General features: G+C 64.7%; 15 protein-coding genes. All 15 read right to left on the bottom strand.

What is annotated here, in order from left to right; genetic code table 11:
• Window positions 1–600 precede the first annotated feature (600 nt).
• The 15 genes from ACODSN_RS05615 to ACODSN_RS05545 all read right to left on the bottom strand — a co-directional run bounded on the left by ACODSN_RS05615 (window position 601) and on the right by ACODSN_RS05545 (window position 19,936).
• Complete coding sequence (locus tag ACODSN_RS05615; protein WP_489053752.1) at window positions 601–1,626, bottom strand: DUF7064 domain-containing protein; 1,026 nt, start codon at window positions 1,624–1,626, stop codon at window positions 601–603.
• A 192-nt stretch (window positions 1,627–1,818) separates the two neighbouring features.
• Window positions 1,819–2,382 carry a diacylglycerol kinase family protein gene (locus tag ACODSN_RS05610; RefSeq protein WP_489053751.1) on the bottom strand — a complete coding sequence of 188 codons (564 nt, stop codon included), beginning with the start codon at window positions 2,380–2,382 and terminating at the stop codon, window positions 1,819–1,821.
• Window positions 2,383–2,392: 10 nt separating this feature from the next.
• Window positions 2,393–4,210, bottom strand: coding sequence for a linalool dehydratase/isomerase domain-containing protein (locus ACODSN_RS05605; RefSeq protein WP_489053750.1), 1,818 nt, complete (start codon window positions 4,208–4,210; stop codon window positions 2,393–2,395).
• A gap of 56 nt (window positions 4,211–4,266) precedes the next feature.
• Complete coding sequence (locus tag ACODSN_RS05600) at window positions 4,267–4,638, bottom strand: transcriptional regulator (protein WP_489053749.1); 372 nt, start codon at window positions 4,636–4,638, stop codon at window positions 4,267–4,269.
• Window positions 4,638–5,246 (bottom strand): hypothetical protein, encoded by a 609-nt coding sequence (locus ACODSN_RS05595; protein ID WP_489053748.1) that lies wholly within the window; start codon window positions 5,244–5,246, stop codon window positions 4,638–4,640. Before ACODSN_RS05595 ends, ACODSN_RS05600 begins: the two co-directional genes overlap by 1 nt.
• Before the next feature lie 207 nt (window positions 5,247–5,453).
• On the bottom strand, window positions 5,454–5,699 hold the full coding sequence (locus tag ACODSN_RS05590) for a hypothetical protein (RefSeq protein WP_489053790.1): 246 nt from the start codon (window positions 5,697–5,699) through the stop codon (window positions 5,454–5,456).
• Window positions 5,700–5,779: 80 nt separating this feature from the next.
• The gene (gene maiA, locus ACODSN_RS05585; RefSeq protein WP_489053747.1) at window positions 5,780–6,421 is read right to left on the bottom strand and encodes a maleylacetoacetate isomerase; all 642 of its coding nucleotides are present in this window, start codon (window positions 6,419–6,421) and stop codon (window positions 5,780–5,782) included.
• On the bottom strand, window positions 6,418–7,734 hold the full coding sequence (fahA, locus tag ACODSN_RS05580) for a fumarylacetoacetase (protein WP_489053746.1): 1,317 nt from the start codon (window positions 7,732–7,734) through the stop codon (window positions 6,418–6,420). The genes maiA and fahA overlap by 4 nt, the downstream gene beginning before the upstream one ends.
• Window positions 7,731–9,017, bottom strand: coding sequence for a homogentisate 1,2-dioxygenase (gene hmgA, locus ACODSN_RS05575; protein WP_489053744.1), 1,287 nt, complete (start codon window positions 9,015–9,017; stop codon window positions 7,731–7,733). Before hmgA ends, fahA begins: the two co-directional genes overlap by 4 nt.
• Before the next feature lie 230 nt (window positions 9,018–9,247).
• Complete coding sequence (locus ACODSN_RS05570; protein WP_489053743.1) at window positions 9,248–10,627, bottom strand: ATP-binding protein; 1,380 nt, start codon at window positions 10,625–10,627, stop codon at window positions 9,248–9,250.
• On the bottom strand, window positions 10,624–11,295 hold the full coding sequence (locus tag ACODSN_RS05565; RefSeq protein ID WP_489053741.1) for a response regulator: 672 nt from the start codon (window positions 11,293–11,295) through the stop codon (window positions 10,624–10,626). Before ACODSN_RS05565 ends, ACODSN_RS05570 begins: the two co-directional genes overlap by 4 nt.
• Before the next feature lie 113 nt (window positions 11,296–11,408).
• The gene (locus ACODSN_RS05560) at window positions 11,409–12,035 is read right to left on the bottom strand and encodes a hypothetical protein (protein WP_489053740.1); all 627 of its coding nucleotides are present in this window, start codon (window positions 12,033–12,035) and stop codon (window positions 11,409–11,411) included.
• Between the two features lie 130 nt (window positions 12,036–12,165).
• The gene (locus ACODSN_RS05555; RefSeq protein WP_489053738.1) at window positions 12,166–13,626 is read right to left on the bottom strand and encodes an efflux transporter outer membrane subunit; all 1,461 of its coding nucleotides are present in this window, start codon (window positions 13,624–13,626) and stop codon (window positions 12,166–12,168) included.
• Entirely contained in the window at window positions 13,623–16,811 is a 3,189-nt protein-coding gene (locus tag ACODSN_RS05550; protein WP_489053737.1) for an efflux RND transporter permease subunit, read from the bottom strand. Before ACODSN_RS05550 ends, ACODSN_RS05555 begins: the two co-directional genes overlap by 4 nt.
• Entirely contained in the window at window positions 16,808–19,936 is a 3,129-nt protein-coding gene (locus ACODSN_RS05545; protein WP_489053736.1) for an efflux RND transporter permease subunit, read from the bottom strand. The genes ACODSN_RS05550 and ACODSN_RS05545 overlap by 4 nt, the downstream gene beginning before the upstream one ends.
• Between the last annotated feature and the right edge of the window lie 3 nt (window positions 19,937–19,939).

Genomic DNA, 19,939 nt, shown 5'->3' with positions numbered 1-19,939 from the left:
AAGGTGGGTCACTTCTCGATGAAAACCCCGGGTCACTTCTCAACGGCAATCAACACTGCCTGGTTCACGCGCGTGACGAGTGGGTGGAGAAAGCGGAAGCCGACAGCGGGATTACGCCCTCAAGCCCGAGATCGCCCACGCGTTCGCTGGGAACTTGGCGGCTTATGGCGTGTGGAAGATCTGGCGTCAGATGAATGCTGGAGGGCGCTCACGTCGCCCGCTGCACCCATGAACATATGATGCGCGAAACGGGCTTGGCGGGTGTGATTCGGGGAAGCCGGTTAGCACGAAGATCTGCGATCGGGCCGCGCCATGCCCGGCGACCACGTCAACCATCCGTTCGCTGCGCTAGCGTCCAACATATTGTGGGTGTCAAACTTTACCTCCGTCGCGACCTGGGCAGGCTTCGCCCACGTCGCCCACGTCGCCCACGTCATCGATACCTACGCCAGGCGGATCGTCGGCTGGCGGGCCAGTAGGAAGGCGCATGCCAGCTTGGAGAAGTTGACGGTGATACCGGACCTGGGATCGCAGGTCATGTTGACGGGGTGGGCGAGTCCGGCGCATCGGGCGGGACGGCAACGGGAGTGGTCACGGTATTCACACCCTGCCCCGGAAGGCGCGGATGTAATCGGGCCGCAGTCCGCGCTGCACTTCGCCATAGGCCGTGCGGCCCTCGCACTCCCATCGCACCGAGCAGATGACCGCCTCGAGCGTGGGCCACGGGTACCAGGGGCAGGCCGCAAGGATCGTGCCCTTCATCTCGTAGGTCCGCCCATCGGCATCCGTCAGTTCCATCTCGACGGTTTCGGGGAAGAGGGTGCCCGCCGTACGCCGGCTGCGCTTGTGTGAGGAGACCAGCGGGATCAGCTTGCCGTCGCGCCACACCCAGCCGAGCTTGAGGGGATCGCCGGGCGACGCCTCGATGACGCCCTTCCAGTCCGGGTTGGTATCCAGGTTGTCCTGCGCGGTGCAGCCGAAGCTGAAGTCGTCGCCGAAGGTGCCCGTCATCCAGTCAATCGGCGGCATGCCCCCCGGCTGCAACGTATCCCGCCGCAGCTCTGACCAGGTGCGGTCACGGACGTTAAACCCCTCGACCGGGTAAGTCTTACCCCCCAGGGTCAGCTCGCCGGTGGTGCGCATCGCTTGTTCGAGGTGGTGACCGTTAGCGAGCACCATTGCCGGCATCACCGCCTCGTATGAGATGTCGAGCGCGTTCCCCCGGCTGGTGTCCGCGTAGCGCAGCCGGTGCTTGCGCATCGGCTCTTGCGTCGTGACGTGATAGCCGTTGGGCAGTTCGTAGTCGTAGAGGTCTCCGGCCAGGCATTCGTCGGAGGCGAAGGTTACCATGTCGAACAGCTCTGCCTCCAGAGGGCCGCGCTTGACGCCACGCCAGGCAAAGACTCCGCCGCTAACGACGCCGAGGTTCGGGTGGTGCCAGAGATACGTCATGCCGTGGATGTGCTCCTCGGGAACGCTGAATCCGAAATATTGCGTCTCGGTGAGCGCCGCATCGGTCTCGCCCTCGCGTGCCTCCGGATGCAACAGGTCGCAGGCCGGCGTGGGTTCGCTGAAGGATCGGTTCTGCTGTTCCCAGAAAACCTGCTGCTGGGTATCCTTGGACATATCTCTCTTCCGTTGACCGAAATGAGCCACCGCGGCTGCGACGGCATGCTGTGCTCGGTCACGCCGTAGACGCGCTCACCCGTGTTTTCAATCCTCGATTTCTTTGCGCAGGCGCTCGGTAACGAGGATTTCGTAGCGGAGTGGGTTGAGTTTATACCGTCTTTAGCAAACCCCTTTAACTCCGGCTTTCGGTTACAGAGATCGGGATACCGTGCAGCAAAACCTGTTCAGGGCCGACATCTCTCCACAGAGGGAAACGGTTATCGTGCCACGGGCCGCGAGATATGGCCAAAGCGTCATCGCGCCGATCGCGGCGGCGCCCATGGCGCACAGGAGCACTGCGCCGGCCGCCACGTCCTTGATACGCTTCACGACGGGATGGCGCGCGGGGTGCACCAGGTTGCACAGCTGCTCGATGGCGGTGTTGCTGGCTTCTGCGGCGAGGACGAGCGCGATGGACAGGATCAGCCACCGCCAGTCGGAAAGGCTGACACGCAGCGCCAGGCCCGCGCTTATCGCGGCCGATGACGCCGCCAGATGGATCCACGCATTATGCTCGTGGCGGAACAGATAGCGCAGCCCTTCGGCCGCATATCCGAAACTCCGCAGTCGGGCGAAAAGGCTGAATTCCGGTGGTCCAGCAATGGTTCGGGCATGGGGCCGCCACGTCAAGGGCGAGGTGCGAGCCAGGACGAACCTGCGCCATGGCCAGCAGACCGCGCCCATCAGCGCGGCAAGAAGTGTGCAGCAGATCAAGGTTTCGCACTCATGAAAGGGGCGTGATCGTCAAGGGGGTTCGCCCGACGAGATTGACCGCCAGGCTGGCTTCACCGCTTGCGCTGGCCCGTAGCAGCCCCGGCGCAGGTCCTTCGACGCGATAATGACGTTCCGGCTGAAGCCCCGCCAGACGGATCAGTTGGAGGCTATCGCGACCGCCGGGATAAAGGGTGAGCGAGAGGCACCCCCGATCTTCAACCGCGCGGGCGACGAGCACGGCGGGATAATCGGCTTCGGCAAGATGCGGACCTTCAGCCGCTTCTGACCTGTGGCCAACCAGATCAGCAAGACCGTTCTGATGATTGCACAGCGCGGCGAATTCCAGCGCATGCGCCCAGAGCGAAGCGCGGGGCCGATGACGCACGCCATCGAGAATCGTCGAGGGACATTGTCGATCAAGCATCTCGAGCATTGCCTCGGCGCTTTCGCCATCGCCCATCTCCACCGCAGCCGCTGCGCTTGCCGCAAGGCTGGACGCGCGGGAGAAGCCGTAGTTGCCGACATCGATCGGCCAGAAGGCGCGGTCCCAACGTCCATGGTCCAGCCGCGCGCGAACCCGGTTCCACTGCGCGGCGGCGAGATCGGGGAACAGTCCGTTGAGGAACAGGCAGGGAAATGCCTGCATGACGATGCCGCCGGCCATCGGCATGGCCATCCCGGTAAGGCTCGACTTGAACGGGATCATCTGCCCGTTTCGGGTCATGAACTCGGTCAACAGGCTGTCGCGGAATTTCGGGGCTATCGCGCTCCAGTTCGTATCGCCCGAGCGAGCATCGGCGGTGCGGATCGCCGTGGCGGTAATCAGGTTACAGAGCGGGTAGATCCAGTGCGGCTCGCAGGCCAGCAGGCCCCAGGGCGACTTTCGATATTGCGCGACGAGGAGGACGACCAGCGCCGGCAGGTCGTAGCATGATCGATGAGCGCCGATGCGCAGGTCGAGATGGCTGTCTCGCGCTATCGGTCGTCCGCCCGCGGTCTCAGCATAAGCGATCTGCGCCGCGACAAAGCCGCTATACATGATGTTGTCACGCGGCACGGGATCGGCGGACCGGCGCAGATGGCCCCACAGGCTTTCCAATGCCCAGTAGCGCCACATGCGGCGATCGCTCTGTTTCGCCAGCAGCAGTTCCTGCGCCTCGAGCATGTAACCGCTGAACGCAGGTAAGAAATGCGCGTGTGAAAGCGACAGCGCGTAGGACAGGAAGTTCACCTGGTAGCGCACCGCCGGCGTCTGAAACTGGTCGCGCCATTCGAATCCCTCGAACTGATCGACGGGCTGGAGCGCGCGGTCGAGCAGCAGGCGCTGGAGTTGCAACGCCGACATTTCGAGTTCGCCAGTGCGTGGGGCGGCAGTCATGACCGAAGCAGGAGCCGCTACTTTGGACGGCCTACCGCCGCGCGTTGCCACCAGGGCCAGCGCGACAAGCACCGGCATGCTGCCAGCGACCGGCAGTAGGGAGGATATATCGACCGGCGCAATTACCCTGTCCCCGGCAGCAAGGGCCGCGGCGAACGCGCTGCCAATCCAGACCAATATAGGTGCCAGCACATTACCTGTGCCGAACCACAGGATCAGAGCCATCATGAATGCTATACCCGTGCCGCCGACGGCGATGGCGGGGCCGATGACATTCGGGCCAACGAATATCGGTACGCTGAAGCCTGCACCCGGCGCCATGATCCCCAGTCCGATGGCCAGAAATCGCGTGCTGTGGGCTGCGTTTGCCACGGCCAACCCAACGGCAGCGATCAGGAGCAGGACTGCGATCGTCCGGCACTGCCGTCGCATCGTCAGTGAAGTATTCATTCGGCGAATCAAATAACTTTGTGCCACAAAGTTTATAGCCACATAAAAGGCCCGCCTCATGCCGGCTTCTCCAATATCCGAGGGGATATGCCGGTTTTCCCGGCCGTGGCCTGCGATGCTTTCTTCAGCACCTGCTCGAGCACGGTCAGATATTCGCCGAACCGCCCCAGCCCTTCGTCCGTCAGCTTGCAGCGCGTATGCGGGCGTTTGCCTTCATAGCCTTTTTCCAGAGCGACAAAGCCGGCTTCCTCCAGAACCTGGAGGTGGCGGCTGAGATTGCCGTCTGTCAGCCCGCACAGCGACTTGAGGTCTGAGAAACCAAGCCCGTCGCCATAGCCGGCAAGCGATGTGACGATGCTAAGCCGCGCCCTTTCATGGAAGATGCGATCCAGCCCGTCATAGGCATAAAGACCCGCTGAACCCGTCATCACAAATCCCCGGATGCGCGATGGAGCAGGCCTGCCATCAGCAACTGACCCATGCCGAATGGCAGGCCCATCATCCACGGCGTCGCCATATGATCCTGGCCAGCCAGCATGAGCACGGCGGTTGCGCAAAGCAGATACCACGCTGCGCCCCATGCGACGACACGGGGCAAATTCGTCACAGCCGCAGCAAAGCCCAACAGCGCGATCAGCATCTGCCACAAGCCCGGAAGCAGCCAGCAGACGTCTGGCGCGGTACGCAGCAGGACAAATGTAAGCAGCCCGCCGACCACCCCAAAGGGGACGAACAGGCGCAACGTGCTGCGCATCATCCGCTCGGCCATGCCGCCATGCAGGCGGTGGGCACGTCCAAAGGCTTCGATCGCGATTGCGCTTGCCGCGATCGCACTGACCATTACCCAAAACAGCGTGAAGCTGACGGGATCGCCGGGAAATTGCTCTGGCCAACCCTTTTGCAGGAAAGCGGCTACGAGGGCGAGAATACCTGTCCCTGCCACCGCCTCTGGGGCCATTCCACGAAAACGCGCGCTCGCCGCCATCTGCGTGCGAATGTCGGCCAGTTGAGACAGGGCATGTTCCACGTCACTCACAACGTGAGTCTCCTTTGCGGAACAAAGTACATTGTCACCCCATGCCGTCAAGTGAGCATTCCCGATCCGACCCTTTGCAGACGTCTGCTGGCGATTCCGTCTCTCAGATGCGGACCGACCGCTTCCGGGGTACATGAGCGGGCGCATGGCATGATGCCCACCGATCCCTTTAATAGCTGCGATGGCGGGGGCACGATTTACGCCCCCTTAGTCACCGTTGGCATCAACCATGAAAACCGTGGATTTGCCTCGCGACGCAGGATCCCATCCTGCCGACAATGCTGCCCGGACCCCTCGCGAAGCAATCGCATCGTTGATGTGCAAACGTCCTTTCGGCAATCCTCTCATCAGGCGCTTGGGTGGCGGAAATTCGATCATATGGATCGCTTGGCGCTGGACGGTGAAGTCAGGCACGATCGTGGCGACCGGATCCGGCCGCTCGTTGAACGCTATTTCGTCCCGTTCTTCGACAAGAAACCCATCGATGCCATCACGGACGCGGATGCTCACCGCTACATGGAATGGCGCACAGTCTAGGAGACGTCGGCATCGGGCTGGGCCGTGGGGTGGGCGGCGGCGAATGCGGGGAGTTGCGCCGCCGCGCCGTCGATCTTCTGCACCAGCGGGAAGGCCGTCAGATCGACGTTGAAACGCCGGGCGGAATAGACCTGCGGAACGATGTAGCAATCGGCGAGTGTCGGCGCATCGCCAAATGCGAACGCTCCGCAATGGCGCGCCAGCATCGTCTCGAGCGCCGCGAAACCCTCGCCGATCCAGCGTGCGGTCCACGCGTCGATCTGGGGCCGCTGTGCGTGCAGGTCCGCCTTGAGGCTGGACAGGACCCGCAGATTATTGAGCGGATGAATATCGCAGCCGATCATGGCGGCCATGGCGCGGACAATCGCGCGATCGTCGGCGGTATCCGGCAGCAAGGGCGGTGAGGGATATCGCTCTTCCAGCCATTCGAGGATGGCCGGGCTTTGGATCAGGACCGCGCCATCGTCCGTTTCCAGCGCCGGCACGAAATGCTGCGGGTTGATGACGCCATAACCGGCGCTCTTGTGCGCGGCGGCCCGCAGATCATGCGCGACCTGGTCGAACGGCAGCGCCTTCAGCCCGAGCGCGATCCGGACGCGATAGGCGGCGCTCGACCGCCAATAGCCGTGCAGGATCATGACGCGCCGCCCTCCACGATCAGCCCGGCGCACTCTCCGAACCCGATGGGAACGAACCCGTCCGCCTCGCATGTCGCGGTGAGGATCAGCTCGTCGCCCCCTTCGAGGAAGGCGCGCGTCTCGCCGGTGGGCAGTTCTATCGGTGCGGAGCCGTTGCGCGTGATCTCCATCAGGCTGCCGAGACCATCGCTGGTCGATGCCGATATCGTGCCAGTGCCGAGCAGGTCGCCCGGCTGGAGATTGCAGCCGTTGCTCGTGTGATGCGCGACCATCTGCGCGATCGTCCAGTACATGTTGGACGCGGGGCCGCGCCCGATGCGATGCGCGCCCATTCCGGCGTCGGCCATGGCCTTGCTGCGCAACCCGACGTCCAGCGTCAGCCCGAGTGCGCCGTGCGCCTGATCCGCCTCGTCCCACAGATAGGGAAGCGGTTTGGGATCGCCCCAAGGCCGCGCCGGCTGCGCGATGCGGAATGGTGCGAGCGCTTCGGCGGTGACGATCCATGGCGAGATGCTGGTCAGGAAATTCTTCGCCAGAAAGGGTCCCAAAGGCTGATATTCCCATGCCTGAAAATCGCGCGCGGACCAGTCGTTCAGCAGGCACAGGCCCGCGATATGCGCGCCTGCCTCGCCGATCGGGATGGGCTGGCCCAGCGCGTTGCCGGGACCGATCCACACGCCCAGTTCCAGTTCGTAATCGAGTTTCTGGGTTGGCCCGAATAGCGGCGCGTCCGCGTCCGGGGCCTTGCGCTGACCGTTGGGACGCTGGACCGGCGTGCCCGATGGCCGGATGGACGATGCCCGTCCGTGATAGCCGATCGGGATATGCTTGTAATTGGGCAGCAGCGGATTGTCGGGCCGGAACAGCGCCCCGATATTGGTCGCGTGATGGATGCCGACATAGAAGTCGGTATAGTCGCCGATCTGCGCGGGCAGATGCATGGTCGCGGTCGATGCGGCGATCAGCATCGGTTCCACGCGCGCGCGATGGTCCGGGTCGGAAAGCAGGTCGGACACCGCCCGCCTCAGCGCGACGCGACCCTCCGCGCCCCTGTCGAGCAGGGCGTTGAGATGCTCGCCCGCCGCCGCCTCGGCCGCAAGCCGGGCCTCGCCCTGCAAAAGCGGCGACACCGCAAGCGCCTTCAGATCGAGGATCATGTCACCGATCGCGATGCCGCCGCACGGCATGTTTCCGGCCACCGAAAAGACCCCCAGGGCAAGATTCTGGATCGGGAAACAGCCATGGCCGTTCGCGCTTTCGACCCAGCTCGTCCGCGATGCATCATGCGTTTCGTCAATCGCCGTGCCGGTCATCGGGGCAACTCCGCTTTGGTAAAGCCCGACCAGACGTCATCATAGTCGGGCTGGCATTCGGGAAGGGCCAGCGCATGCGCGGTGGGACGGATGATGAAACGGCTTTCGAACATGAACGCCATCGTCTCTTCGATCTTGTGCGGTTTCAGATCGGCGGCGATCGCCTTTTCGTAGCTGGCTTTGTCCGGGCCATGGCCGTTCATGCAATTGTGCAGCGACGCGCCGCCGGGCACGAAGCCGCCCTCCTTCGCATCATAGGCGCCGTGGATCAGCCCCATAAACTCGCTCATGATGTTCCGGTGGAACCAGGGTGGCCGAAACGTGCCTTCCGCCACCATCCAGCGCGGCGGGAAGATGACGAAGTCTATATTGGCGGTTCCGGGCGTATCGCTGGGGCTGGTCAGCACGGTGAAGATCGAGGGATCGGGATGGTCGTAACTCACCGTATTGATGCTGTTGAACCGGCGCAGATCGTAGCGATAGGGCGCGAGATTGCCGTGCCAGGCGACGACATCGAACGGCGAATGGTCTAGCTGCGTCGTCCACAGGCGGGCGGCAAATTTCTGCACGATCTCGAACGGCGCGTCGATATCCTCGAACGCGGCCACCGGCACCTCGAAATCGCGCGGATTGGCGAGGCCGTTGGCGCCGATCGGCCCAAGGTCGGGAAGGCGCAGCAACGCGCCGTGATTTTCACAGACATAGCCGCTCGCCGAACCGTCCGGCAGGAACACGCTGAACCGCACGCCGCGCGGAATGACCGCGATCTGCTGCGGCTCGATCTCGATCACGCCCAGTTCGGTCCTGATCTCCATCCGGCCGGACGCGGGCACGATCAGCATTTCGCCGTCACTGGAGAAAAATGCGCGGCGATCCATGTCGCGATTGGCGGCAAACAGGTGGATGCCGATGCCCGTGCCGGCGCCCGCATCGCCATTGCCCGCGATCGTCACCAGACTGTCGAGGAAGTCGATCGGCCCGTCGGCGGGTGTAAGCGGGTCCCAGCGCAGCCGGTTCGGCGGCACCGGATCGGCGAACGGCCCGGCGTTGAAATGCGCGTTCGCCTCATAAACCGAAAAAGCCCCATGGCTCGCCGCCGGTCGCATCCGATAGAGCCAGCTGCGCCGGTTCTCGCTACGCGGCGCGGTGAACGCGGTGCCCGAAAGCTGCTCCGCATAAAGGCCGAAGGGCACTTTCTGCGGCGAATTTCTGCCCAGCGGAAGCGCACCGGCAATCGCCTCGGTCGAAACATGATTGCCAAAGCCCGGAAGATATTTGCCCATGTGACACTCCAATAGGCACCCGGCTGAGCCAAAACCATCCCCGGTACATCAAGGCATCGCCTAGTTCCGCGTCCGCGTCCACAGACTAAATCCGATAATAGCAGTCAATTCGCTCAAGACGCGCCCTGAGGATCTTGCTTCTCCGCTTGCAGATCGAACGCGACTTAGGAAAGGCGAGGGACAAGTTTTCGGCAGGAGCGGACCTGCGTAAAACCGTTAAAAGTCCAGCCTTACGCCGACAGGCTTTCGGGCCAAAGGAAGGCGGAATGATCGGCGGCGGGTTCGGCACGGTCCAGCCGGAGACGGATATGTGCTCCGGGCGCGTCGGGAAACACCGTCATGCATCCGTTCATGGCGGCCATGATGCGCTGAACGATGGCCAGGCCAAGACCGGCGCTATCGCTGCGCTTGATCGATGCGCTGCGATAGCGGGTGTCGCTGCCCTCCTCGCCGTCGCATGTCAGGCCCGGCCCGTTGTCGCATACGAACAGGGCATCCTTCATCGCGGCGACAACGATATGCGTCCCCGACGGGGTATGGCGGACGGCATTGTCGATGAGGTTGGTGAGAGCGATGCCGAGCAGATTTGCATTGCCCCTGACCTGCGGCGCGGTCGGCATGTCGCACATGGCTTCGATCGTGCGGCCCGAACGGTAGACCAGCGGCGCGCTGGCCTCCACGGTCTCCCGTGCGATCGTCCGCAGGTCCAGTGACCCCATGACCGACGGATGCCCTTCAATGACCGCCAGTTCCATAAGCTGCGAAACGACGTGAGTCGCCTGGTCGATCGCGCGGCGCAGCGCGTCCTTGTCGGCGCTTTCCGGCAATCCGTCGCAGCGTAAGGTCACCAGCGCCAGCGGCGTTCTCAATTCGTGCGCGACACTGGATACGAAGTTCGTCTGTCGCCGATAGCCTTGTTCAACCCTATCGAGCGCCCTGTTCGTCGCTTCGGCCAGGCTGCGCGCCTCCATCGGCAAGCGAACGGCCGCCAGGCGCTGATCCAGGCTGTCCGGGCCGATACGCTCCGCATCCCTGGCGACGTGGCGCATGGTCGCGGTCAAGCGGCGGAAGAAGATCAGGCTGATGAGCAATGAGCCCAGAAAGACGAGCGGTACGATCCAGATTGTGCGCCGCAGGAACGAGGCCACAATGTCATCGACGATGACCTCCGGGTGGGTCCGGTCCTGCGCGACGACGATCCGATAAGGCTTGCCGCCGACCGTCGGCCTTTCCTGAATGAGGTCGAGATTGCCCTGATGGGTCAGCCCGGTTTCCCGAAGCGGCGCCTGGGCACGGTCCAGCTTCCGCCGCGCGCCGCCTTCGTAAAGGATGGCACCATCGCCCCCGGTCACGCGATAGGCGCGCGTCGCCCAGCCACGATGATAAAAGGGGCCGAGCGCCTGATCCAGCCCCTGTTGCGACGGTGCTCCCGCGAGCGCAATTTCGATCCGCTGTGCGTCGGTCCGCAGGCGTTGCAGGATCATGGCGTCGGCGGTTCGATGCAGATTGATCAGCAGGATCGTCGGCAGCAGGACCGTGACCGCCCCGAACAGCAGGAGCTGCGCAAGGACGAGCCGCCCGTACAGCGTGTGGGGCACGTAGCGCGTCATGGCGTCTGCAACATATAACCGACGCCGCGCACTGTCTGGATATTGAGCGGCACCGCTTCCATCTCCAGTCGTTTGCGCAAGCGGTGGACATAGACTTCCACCGCGTTGGAACCCAGCGCATCGCCGCAGCCGAACAACTGGTCCTCCAGCACCTGTTTGGGCACGACGAGGTTGAGGCGGCGCATCAGCAATTCCAGAATCTCGCCTTCGCGCAGGGGAATATCGACAGGCTCACCATGTTTGTGAAACTGGCGGGTGTCGGGATCGAGTTCCAGCGGTGCGGCAGTGATGCGATGCTGGAGCTGTCCGCTGTCACGGCGCAGGATCGCCTGCACCCGCGCATGCAATTCGTCGAAATAAAAGGGTTTGAGCATATAATCATCGGCCCCCGCACGCAGCCCTTCGACCTTGGTTTCCAGCGCGCTGCGGGCGGTCAGGATCAGGATCGGCTCCGACCGCCGGGCCGCGCGCAAACGCCGCAGCAACTGCAACCCGTCTTCGTCCGGCAGGCCGAGGTCGAGAATGACGAGCGCGTAGCGCGTCGCGCGGATCATCAGTTCGGCATCCGTGGCGTCGTGGGCGACCTCGCAATGAATATTGCGCCTGGCGAAGGAGTCCTTCACCGCATCGGCCAGTTCGGCATGATCCTCGACGATCAAAAGACGCATGATTTCTGCCTTTACGCTCTGGCTCCCGCCCATCCCGGCTTTTCAGGCAGGGCAGGCTACCGGAAGATTGTCCGCCCCTTACAAATTGGACAGGAGGGGCCTCTTCCCATGGTTCAACGGCGATACCAGCCTGAATCCCGGCGGCGATGGTCGACGCGATAGGGGGCGGGCGGCAGCCGATAGGCGCGGTAATACCAGTCATGATAGGGATAAGGACGGTAGGACCATGTACCGTCTACAAAGACCCACGGCCGATACCATACCGGCGCGGCATAATAATATCCGGGTTCATCATAGGCATAGGCCGGTGCCTCGCGCCGGACGACATAGCCCGGCGGGCATCCTGGGCTGGTCGCGTTGCCTGCGCTATTGCTGGCGACTGCCGCTCCCCCTGCCGCGCCCAGCGCCGCCCCCGCAAGCGTGCCCGCCCCATGATCGTGCCGGCCTTGCAGACCCGAACCGATCAGCGCCCCCAGCACGCCGCCGATGACCGCGCCGGTAGCTGTATCCCCATGGGAGCGCACGCAATTGTCGCGCGCCCATAGTTGGGCGTTGGCGGCATAGCGATCATCCCATGCCCGCATCGCCGGGTCGGGGGAGCCGGGCTGATAGCCGGGCGGTTCCGGCGGCGGCATAGCGGGATCGTAGGCTTGCGGCACCAGCGGTTCCGGCGGCGGCGGATACATCGCCGGCGGTGCGGCAATGGGAGGAGGGGGCTGCGCGGGTGCGGCAGCGGGCATAAGGAGCAAGCCGGCGCATGCGCCTGCGGCGGGCCATATAATGTGCTTCAGCATCGGATTGTCCCTGGCTGTTGGCTTGGCTCAGGATAGCCGCTTTGGCTTACACGGGGCTGACATGCGGGTCTCGCGTTCACGCACCGTCCCAATGGCCGCCCACCGCCTCGATCAGCGAGATCGCCGCCACCTGCCGGTCGGCCACGAGCTGGATCTGGGCAATGCGGGCATTGAGGGCCGTCGTCTGGGCGACGATCACATCGGAATAGCTGATGGTTCCGGCGAGATACTGGTTGCGGGCCACCGTCTCCGCCTGACCGGCGGCGGTGGCGGCTGCGGTCCGGTCATCCGCTTCGTCCAGCAGGACCCGCACGGCGGCGAGCTGGTCCTCCGTCTGCTGGAACGCGCCGAGCACGGTCTGACGATATTGCGCGACCGTATGTTCCCACCCCGCGCGGGCGCCCGCCACCTTGGCCTTGTTCGCACCGAAATCGAGCAGGCTCAACAGGCCCGTCAGGCCGAAAGACCAGGCCGATGTCCCGGCCTGGAAGAGGTTCGAAACGGAATTATTGCCGGTTCCGACATTGGCGGAAAGGCCGATCAGCGGAAAGCCCGCCGCCCGCTGAATGCCGATATTGGCGTTGGCCGCCGCAACGCGCCGCTCGGCCGCCGCAATATCGGGGCGGCGCTCAAGCAGTTGCGATGGCAACAGGGCAGGCACTTGCGGGACGATCGGGTTCCATGATTGCTGCGGAAGAGAGAAGGTCGATGGGTTTTCGCCAGCCAGCACCGCTATCGCATGTTCCAGCGCGGCCCGTTGCCGCACGAGGTCCTTCGCCTGCGCCTGTGCGTTGGAAAGGGCGGTCTGGGCCTGATCCACATCGGACCGTGCGGCGATGCCCGCCTTGTAGCGATTGGTGGTGATGGCCAGCGCACGGCCATAGTCGGCGGCTGTGACATCGAGCAGGCGCTTCTGCTCGTCCAGGCCGCGTAGCTGGACATAATCGAGCGCCAGTTCGCCCTGCGCCGACAGGGTGGCGTTGGCGAGGTCGCCTGCGCTCGCCTGCGCCAGCGCCCCGGCCTGGCTGACGCCATTGCCGAGCGCGCCCCACAGGTCCGGCTGCCAGCTTGCGCCGAGCGCGAACTGAAAGGCATTGCCGCCGGTTCCCCCACTGGTGGTGTTGCCCGCGCTGCCGCCCGTGCTGCCGCCATTGGTCGATCCCCCATTGTCGCTGGAGCCGAAGGTCCGTTCATCCATGCCCCTGCCATTGAGGTTCACGCTGGGAAACAGGGCGGCGCGCTGCTGGCGCACCATGGCCTGCGCCTGATCGAAATCGGCTCTGGCGGCGGCGAGGTTCTGGTTCGAAACCACGAGCTTCGCCTCCAGCCCGGACAGCACCGGATCGCCCAGCAACTCCCACCAGTTTCCGCGCGCGACCGCATCGGCGGGGGCGGCGCTGCGCCATCCGGGCATCTCCTTGAAGGCGGCGGGAACGGGCGCTGTGGAGGGATGCCGATAGGCTGGCGCAAGATTGCATCCTGACAGCAGCGTGGCGGCCAGAAGGACCGGAGCGATCGCGCGGCGGGCTTTCATCATATGGGTCTCCAGTCGGGTTCGGTCGCGCGGCGGCGGGCGAATATCGCCTCATGCGGTCCCCGCCTGCGGAAACGGTCGAGCGCGAGATAGACGACCGGCGTGGTGAGTAGCGTCAGCAACTGGCTGGCGAGCAGGCCGCCGATGATCGCGGCCCCCAGCGGTCGCCGCAATTCCGCCCCGTCACCGAATCCGATCGCCAAGGGCAGCGCGCCAAGCAGTGCGGCGGCGGTCGTCATCAATATCGGGCGCAGCCGCATCAATGAGGCCTCCCGTATCGCTGTTTCGGGCGCCAGTCCGAAGGATCGCTCCAGATCGAGCGCCACGTCGATAATCATGATCGCATTCTTCTTGACCAGACCGATCAGCAGGATGACGCCGATGATGGCGATCAGGTCGAATTGCTCGCCCGTCGCCATCAGCGCGATCGCCGCGCCGACCCCTGCCGAGGGAATGGTGGACAGCACCGTCAGCGGATGGATCGCACTCTCATAAAGAATGCCAAGGACGATATAGATGGTGAGCAGCGCTGCCCCGATCAGCAGCGGAAGAGTCGCGGTGGATTGGCGAAAGACCTTCGCCGTGCCCGCGAACCCGCCATGAACCGTAGGCGGGAAGCCGCCCGTCTCCATGATCTGCCGCAGCGCATCGGCCGCCTGTCCCAGCGAATAGCCATTGGCGGTATTGAAGGAAATGGTGGCCGACGGCTCTCCATCGTCGTGATTGACCTGAGCGGGGGTGGAGGAAGGCTGCCAGCGCGCCACAGCGGAAAGGGGCGCCATGGTCGTCGGGACGACGTTGATCGCGCTCCCGACGGAAGCGTCGGCAGAGCCGGTGCGCGATACGGGCGTGGAACCCGGCGCGCTGCCCGCGACGGCTTGCCCGACCGGCACATAGACCTGCGTCAGCGCCGCGGGCGATCGCCGGAAGTCAGGCGCGACCTCCATCACCACATGATATTGGTTCAGCCCGGAATAGATGTTCGCCACCTGCCGTTGCCCGAAACTGTCGTAAAGCGCGTTGTCGATCGCCTGAATGGGTACGCCCAGCCGGGCGGCCGCGTCATGATCGACCGTCACGAAGGTCTGGGCGCCGGCATCCTGCTGATCGATATCGACGTCGGTAAAGGGCGGCTGTTGTTTCATCAGCGCCACCAGCCGCGCCCCCGCCGCCCGGAGCGTGGCGTGCGAATCCGCCTTCAGGGTGAACTGGTAACTGCTGTTGGCGTTGCGCCCGCCGGTCCTCAGATCCTGCACCGGGTTGAGGTAGACGGACAGGCCGCTCAGATGCGCCAGTTTGGGGCGGAGCCGCGTGATGATCGCGCGGCTGGAATCGCGCTCGCCCTTCGGTTTCAGGGAGACGAACAGAAATCCGCCGCCCGCACGCGTGCCGCCGCTGAAGGCGACGACGGCCGCGACGCCCGGATCGCGCTTGATGATGCCGACGGCGCGCGTCAGCTTGGTCTGAAGGTCGTGGAAGGAAATGCTCTGGTCGGCCCTTATGCCGCCCTGCAACGCGCCGGTATCCTGCTCGGGGAACAGACCTTTGGGTAGGCGTTCGATCAAAGTGACGTTCAGCACGACCATCCCCGCCAGCAGGATCAGGATCGCGCCCCGGTTGGCCAGCGCCCAGTCGAGATTACGGGCATAGAAGCGCCGCACCCGATCGAAGCCTTCGTCCAGCATGCGGGCGATCCGCGCGGGCTTATCCGTCCCGCGCAGCACCAGCGCCGCGATCACGGGTGTGGTGGTGAGCGATATGACCAGGCTGATCGCCACCGCCACCGCCATGGTCACGGCAAATTCGCGGAACAGTTCGCCGATCATCCCGCTCATGAACAGCAGGGGCACGAACACCGCGATCAGGCTGATCGAAATGGACAACACGGTGAAGCCCACCTCCCGCGCGCCGTTCAGGGCGGCGGTCAGCGGCGCGACGCCCTGCTCGACATGGGTGGATATCGTTTCCAGCACCACGATCGCATCATCGACCACGAAGCCGGTCGAGACGGTCAGCGCCATCAGCGAGAGATTGTCGAGCGAGAATCCGAGCAGAAGCATCACGCCCAGCGTGCCCAGCAACGAGACGGTGACGGCGACGGCGGGGACGGCCGCCGCGCGGATGGACCGCAGGAACAGGCTGGTCACGACCACGACCAGCACTGTCGCGATCAGCAGCGTCACCTCCACTTCACGCAGCGATGCGCGGATGGTGGTGGTGCGATCGGAGGCGACATGCACCTGGATATCGGCCGGGATAGTGGCGGCAAGGCCGGGAATCTGCGCCTTCACCGCATCGACGGTGGATACGATATTGGCGCCCGGCTGGCGCGTGATGATAACCAGTACCGCCCGCTCGCCATTATACAGGCCCATGGTCCGGACATCCTCCGGCCCATCGGTGACGCTTGCGACGTCGTTCAGACGGATCGCGGCACCGTTCCGCCAGCCAATAATGACGGACCGATAGTCGGCGGCATGCTGACCCGGCCTGTCGCTGTAGATTTGCCATGCCAGTCCATGGCCCTGCACCAGCCCGCGCGGGCGGTTCGCGCTGTTGGAGGACAGGGCGGCGCGGACATCTTCCAGCCCGATGCCATAACGGGCGAGCGCCAGCGGGTTGAGATCGACCCGGACGGCGGGCAATGCGCCCCCGCCCAGCTCCACATCGCCCACTCCTTCCACCTGGAGCAGCCGCTGTTGCACGATGGTCGAAACCGCGTCGAAGATCGCCGCCGGGCTGCGCGTGCGGGAGGTGAGGGCCAGAATGAGGACCGGGGCTTCCGCCGGGTTCGCCTTGCGGTACGTGGGGTTGGCGCGCAGTGTCGCGGGCAGGTCGGCGCGGGCCGCATTGATCGCGGCCTGCACATCGCGCGCCGCGCCGTCCACATCGCGGCTGAGATCGAACTGAAGCGTGACGCGCGCCGACCCGGTGGAGGATTGCGAGGTCATCTCGTCCACGCCCGCGATCGTGCCGAGCCGCCGTTCGAGCGGGGATGCGATCGTCGACGCCATGGTCGAAGGGCTGGCCCCCGACAGGCTGGCCTGAACCGTCACGATGGGCAGATCGATGTCGGGCAGCGGCGCCACCGGCAGCAGAAAGAACGCCACCGCGCCCGAAAGCGCGAGACCGATCGTCATGAGGATGGTGCCGACCGGCCGCCGGATGAAGGGGGCGGAAAGGTTCATGCGGGGGCCTGCGCCGGCCCGGCCTGCATGCTCCGTCCTCGCCGAGCCGCCATGGCTTCGAACCAGAGGAAGATGGCGGGCGTGGTGAAGAGGGTGAGGGCCTGGCTCAATATCAGACCGCCCGCGATGGCGAGGCCCAGCGGCGCGCGCAGTTCCGATCCGATGCCGCCGCCGAAGATCAGCGGCAGCGCGGCGAACAGGGCGGCGAAGGTCGTCATCATGATCGGCCGAAAGCGCAGCCGGGCCGCCTGACGAATGGCGGTTTCGGCATCCTTGCCCTCCAGCCGTTGCGCCTGAAGGGCGAAGTCGATCATCATGATCGCGTTCTTCTTCACGATGCCGATCAGCAGGACGATGCCGATGATCCCGATCACGCCCAGCCCCATGCCCGCCAGCCACAGCGCCATCAGTGCACCGATTCCGGCGGCGGGCAGGGTCGACAGGATGGTGAGCGGGTGGATGAAGCTCTCGTAGAGCACGCCCAGCACGATATAGACCGTGACCAGCGCCGCCAGGATCAGCCACAGCTCATTCGACAGGGATGCGCGGAAAGCGTCGGCCGCGCCGGTGAAATGGGTCGAGATGCTTGGTGGAAGGCCAATCTCGCGCTCCACCGCCACGATGCGGCGGACAGCACCGCCGAGCGACGTTCCGGTCCCCGGATCGAAGCCGATGGTTGCGGCCGGAAATTGCGCGACGCGGGAGATGAGCTGCGGCGCCATGCCTGTGTGGAAGCGGGCGACTGCGCCCAGGGGGACGGAGGTGCCGTTGCTCGCCTGCACATAGATGCGCCCCAGTTCGGCCAAGCCGCCCTGAGCATCCGGGCGGCTTTCAAGTATCACCCGATATTGGTCAGCGGGGGTGAAGATAGTCGACACGATGCGCTGACCAAATGCGTTGTAAAGCGCGCTGTCGACGGCGGCGGCGCTGATGCCCAGCCGTGCGGCGCTGTCCCTGTCGATCTGGACGGTGACGCTCGCGCCCCGATCCAGCAGGTCGGAGGTGACGGTCCGCAGCGCGGGTTCCTTGCGCAATGCGTCGGTCAGACGCCGGGTCCAGACGGCGATTTCCCGCTGGTCGCTGCCTTGAAGCGCGAAGCGATACTGGGTGGGGCCGTTCCCCATATCGATGGTCAGGTCCTGCACCGGGCGCAGATACAGGGTGACGCCCGCTACGCCTGCGGCGGCCCGTTGCAGCCTTTCCATGATGGCGGACTGGCTGTCGCGCTGCCCTTTGGCCTTGAGGTTGATGAGCATGCGCCCCTGGCTGAGCGCCATATTCTGTCCGTCCACGCCGATATTGGAGCTGAGGCTTGCGACGGCAGGGTCCGCCAGCAGGACATCGGCAAGCCGGGTCTGGAGCGCGGCCATGCGGGACAGGCTGACATCCTGGCTGGCGACGACGACCGCCTGGATCTGGCCACTATCCTGTACCGGGAACAAGGATTTTGGTATCATCGCGAAGAGCAGCGCCGTGAGCGCCATCGTCACACCGAAAAGCACCAGCATTCCCCGGCGTCGCTCCAGCGTCCAGTCGAGCGCGGCGGCATAATGGTCCGACAGCCGGTCGAACGCCGCCAGCGTCCAGCCGACGATGCGCGGGTGGGACGCGCCTTCGGATGGCTTCAGCCAGCGGGCGGACAGCATGGGCACCATCGTCAGCGCGACCAGTGCCGATATCAGGATCGTCACCGCCAGCGTAACCGCGAACTCACGGAACAACCGCCCGACAATGTCGCCCATGAACAGCAGCGGGATCAGCACCGCGACCAGGCTGACGGTCAGCGAGATGATCGTGAAGCCGATCTCGCTCGCGCCCTTGAGAGCGGCCTCCATCGGCGGGAGTCCGCTTTCCAGATGGCGATCGACATTTTCCAGCACGACGATAGCGTCGTCCACCACGAAACCCGATGCGATGGTCAGCGCCATCAGGGTCAGGTTGTTGATCGAATAGCCCAGGAAATAGAGCGCCGCGAAGCTGCCGATCAGCGACAGCGGCACGGTGATGCTGGCGATGGCCGTGGCGCGCGGATTGCCCAGGAACAGGAAGATCGCGAGCATCACCAGCAGCACCGCCAGTGCCAGATCCCATTCGACATCGCTGACGGAGGCGCGGATGCCGACCGTCCGGTCGGACAGGACGGTCATGTGGACATCGGCCGGAAGCTGGCGTTCCAGATCGGGCAGGGCCGCCTTGATCGCGTTCACCGTGCCGATCACATTGGCGCCCGGTTGGCGCATCACATCGACGATGATGGCCGGGGTGCGGTTCATCCACGCCTCGACCAGCCGGTTTTCCGACGCCTGCACGATCCGCGCGACATCGCCCAGCCGCACCGGCGCATTACCGCGATAGGCAATGACGAGGGAGCGATAGGCGTCCGTCGTGGCGAGCTGGTCATTGGCGTCGATCGACCAGCTTTTGGTGGGGCCGTCGAAACTGCCCTTGGCGCCGTTGACATTGGCGGCGGCGATGATCGCGCGCAGCGTGTCGAGCGATATCCCGCGCGCCGCCAGCGCTTCCATGTCAGCCTGGATACGGATCGCGGGACGTTGCCCGCCGGAGAGGGAGACGAGGCCGACGCCCGGCATCTCGCCGATCTTGTTGGCCAGTCTTTCGCTCACCAGATTTTCCACCTCCGCCAGCGGACGGGTGGCGGAGGTGACGCCGATGCTGAAGATCGGCGCGTCGGCCGGATTGACCTTGGCATAGACGGGCGGTGCGGGCAGGTCCGACGGCAGCAATGTTCCGGCGGCGTTGATGGCGGCCTGCACTTCCTGCTCGGCGACGTCCAGCGAGAGGTCGAGCTTGAATTGCAGGGTGATGGTGGACGCCCCCGCCGAGGAAGCGGAGGACATGCGCGACAGACCCGCCATCTGGCCGAACTGATGCTCCAGCGGGCTGGTCACCGTCACGGCCACGACATCCGGGCTGGCGCCGGGATAGAGGGTTGTGACCTGGATCGTCGGATAGTCGACTTCTGGTAGCGCCGACACCGGCAGGAAGCGCCACGCTACCAGTCCCGCCAGCATGATCGCGGCCATCAGCAATGTCGTCGCTACCGGACGCAGGATGAACTGCCGCGACGGATTCGCCAGCGGGATCGAGGAATCGGGCGCGGCCATGGA

The organism is Sphingobium sp. FG11 (assembly GCF_057809915.1).
Note: the sequence above shows the minus strand (reverse complement) of the source record. Positions and strands in the feature narration are given on the sequence as shown.

Bases quoted from the DNA above. Each gene is read 5' to 3' on its own strand.
- ACODSN_RS05550 (WP_489053737.1), bottom strand. From the start codon at position 16,811: ATGAACCTTTCCGCCCCCTTCATCCGGCGGCCGGTCGGCACCATCCTC.
- hmgA (WP_489053744.1), bottom strand. From the start codon at position 9,017: ATGGGCAAATATCTTCCGGGCTTTGGCAATCATGTTTCGACCGAGGCG.
- fahA (WP_489053746.1), bottom strand. From the start codon at position 7,734: ATGACCGGCACGGCGATTGACGAAACGCATGATGCATCGCGGACGAGC.
- ACODSN_RS05560 (WP_489053740.1), bottom strand. From the start codon at position 12,035: ATGCCCGCTGCCGCACCCGCGCAGCCCCCTCCTCCCATTGCCGCACCG.
- ACODSN_RS05615 (WP_489053752.1), bottom strand. From the start codon at position 1,626: ATGTCCAAGGATACCCAGCAGCAGGTTTTCTGGGAACAGCAGAACCGA.
- ACODSN_RS05570 (WP_489053743.1), bottom strand. From the start codon at position 10,627: ATGACGCGCTACGTGCCCCACACGCTGTACGGGCGGCTCGTCCTTGCG.
- maiA (WP_489053747.1), bottom strand. From the start codon at position 6,421: ATGATCCTGCACGGCTATTGGCGGTCGAGCGCCGCCTATCGCGTCCGG.
- ACODSN_RS05565 (WP_489053741.1), bottom strand. From the start codon at position 11,295: ATGCGTCTTTTGATCGTCGAGGATCATGCCGAACTGGCCGATGCGGTG.
- ACODSN_RS05545 (WP_489053736.1), bottom strand. From the start codon at position 19,936: ATGGCCGCGCCCGATTCCTCGATCCCGCTGGCGAATCCGTCGCGGCAG.
- ACODSN_RS05555 (WP_489053738.1), bottom strand. From the start codon at position 13,626: ATGATGAAAGCCCGCCGCGCGATCGCTCCGGTCCTTCTGGCCGCCACG.
- ACODSN_RS05600 (WP_489053749.1), bottom strand. From the start codon at position 4,638: ATGACGGGTTCAGCGGGTCTTTATGCCTATGACGGGCTGGATCGCATC.
- ACODSN_RS05605 (WP_489053750.1), bottom strand. From the start codon at position 4,210: ATGAATACTTCACTGACGATGCGACGGCAGTGCCGGACGATCGCAGTC.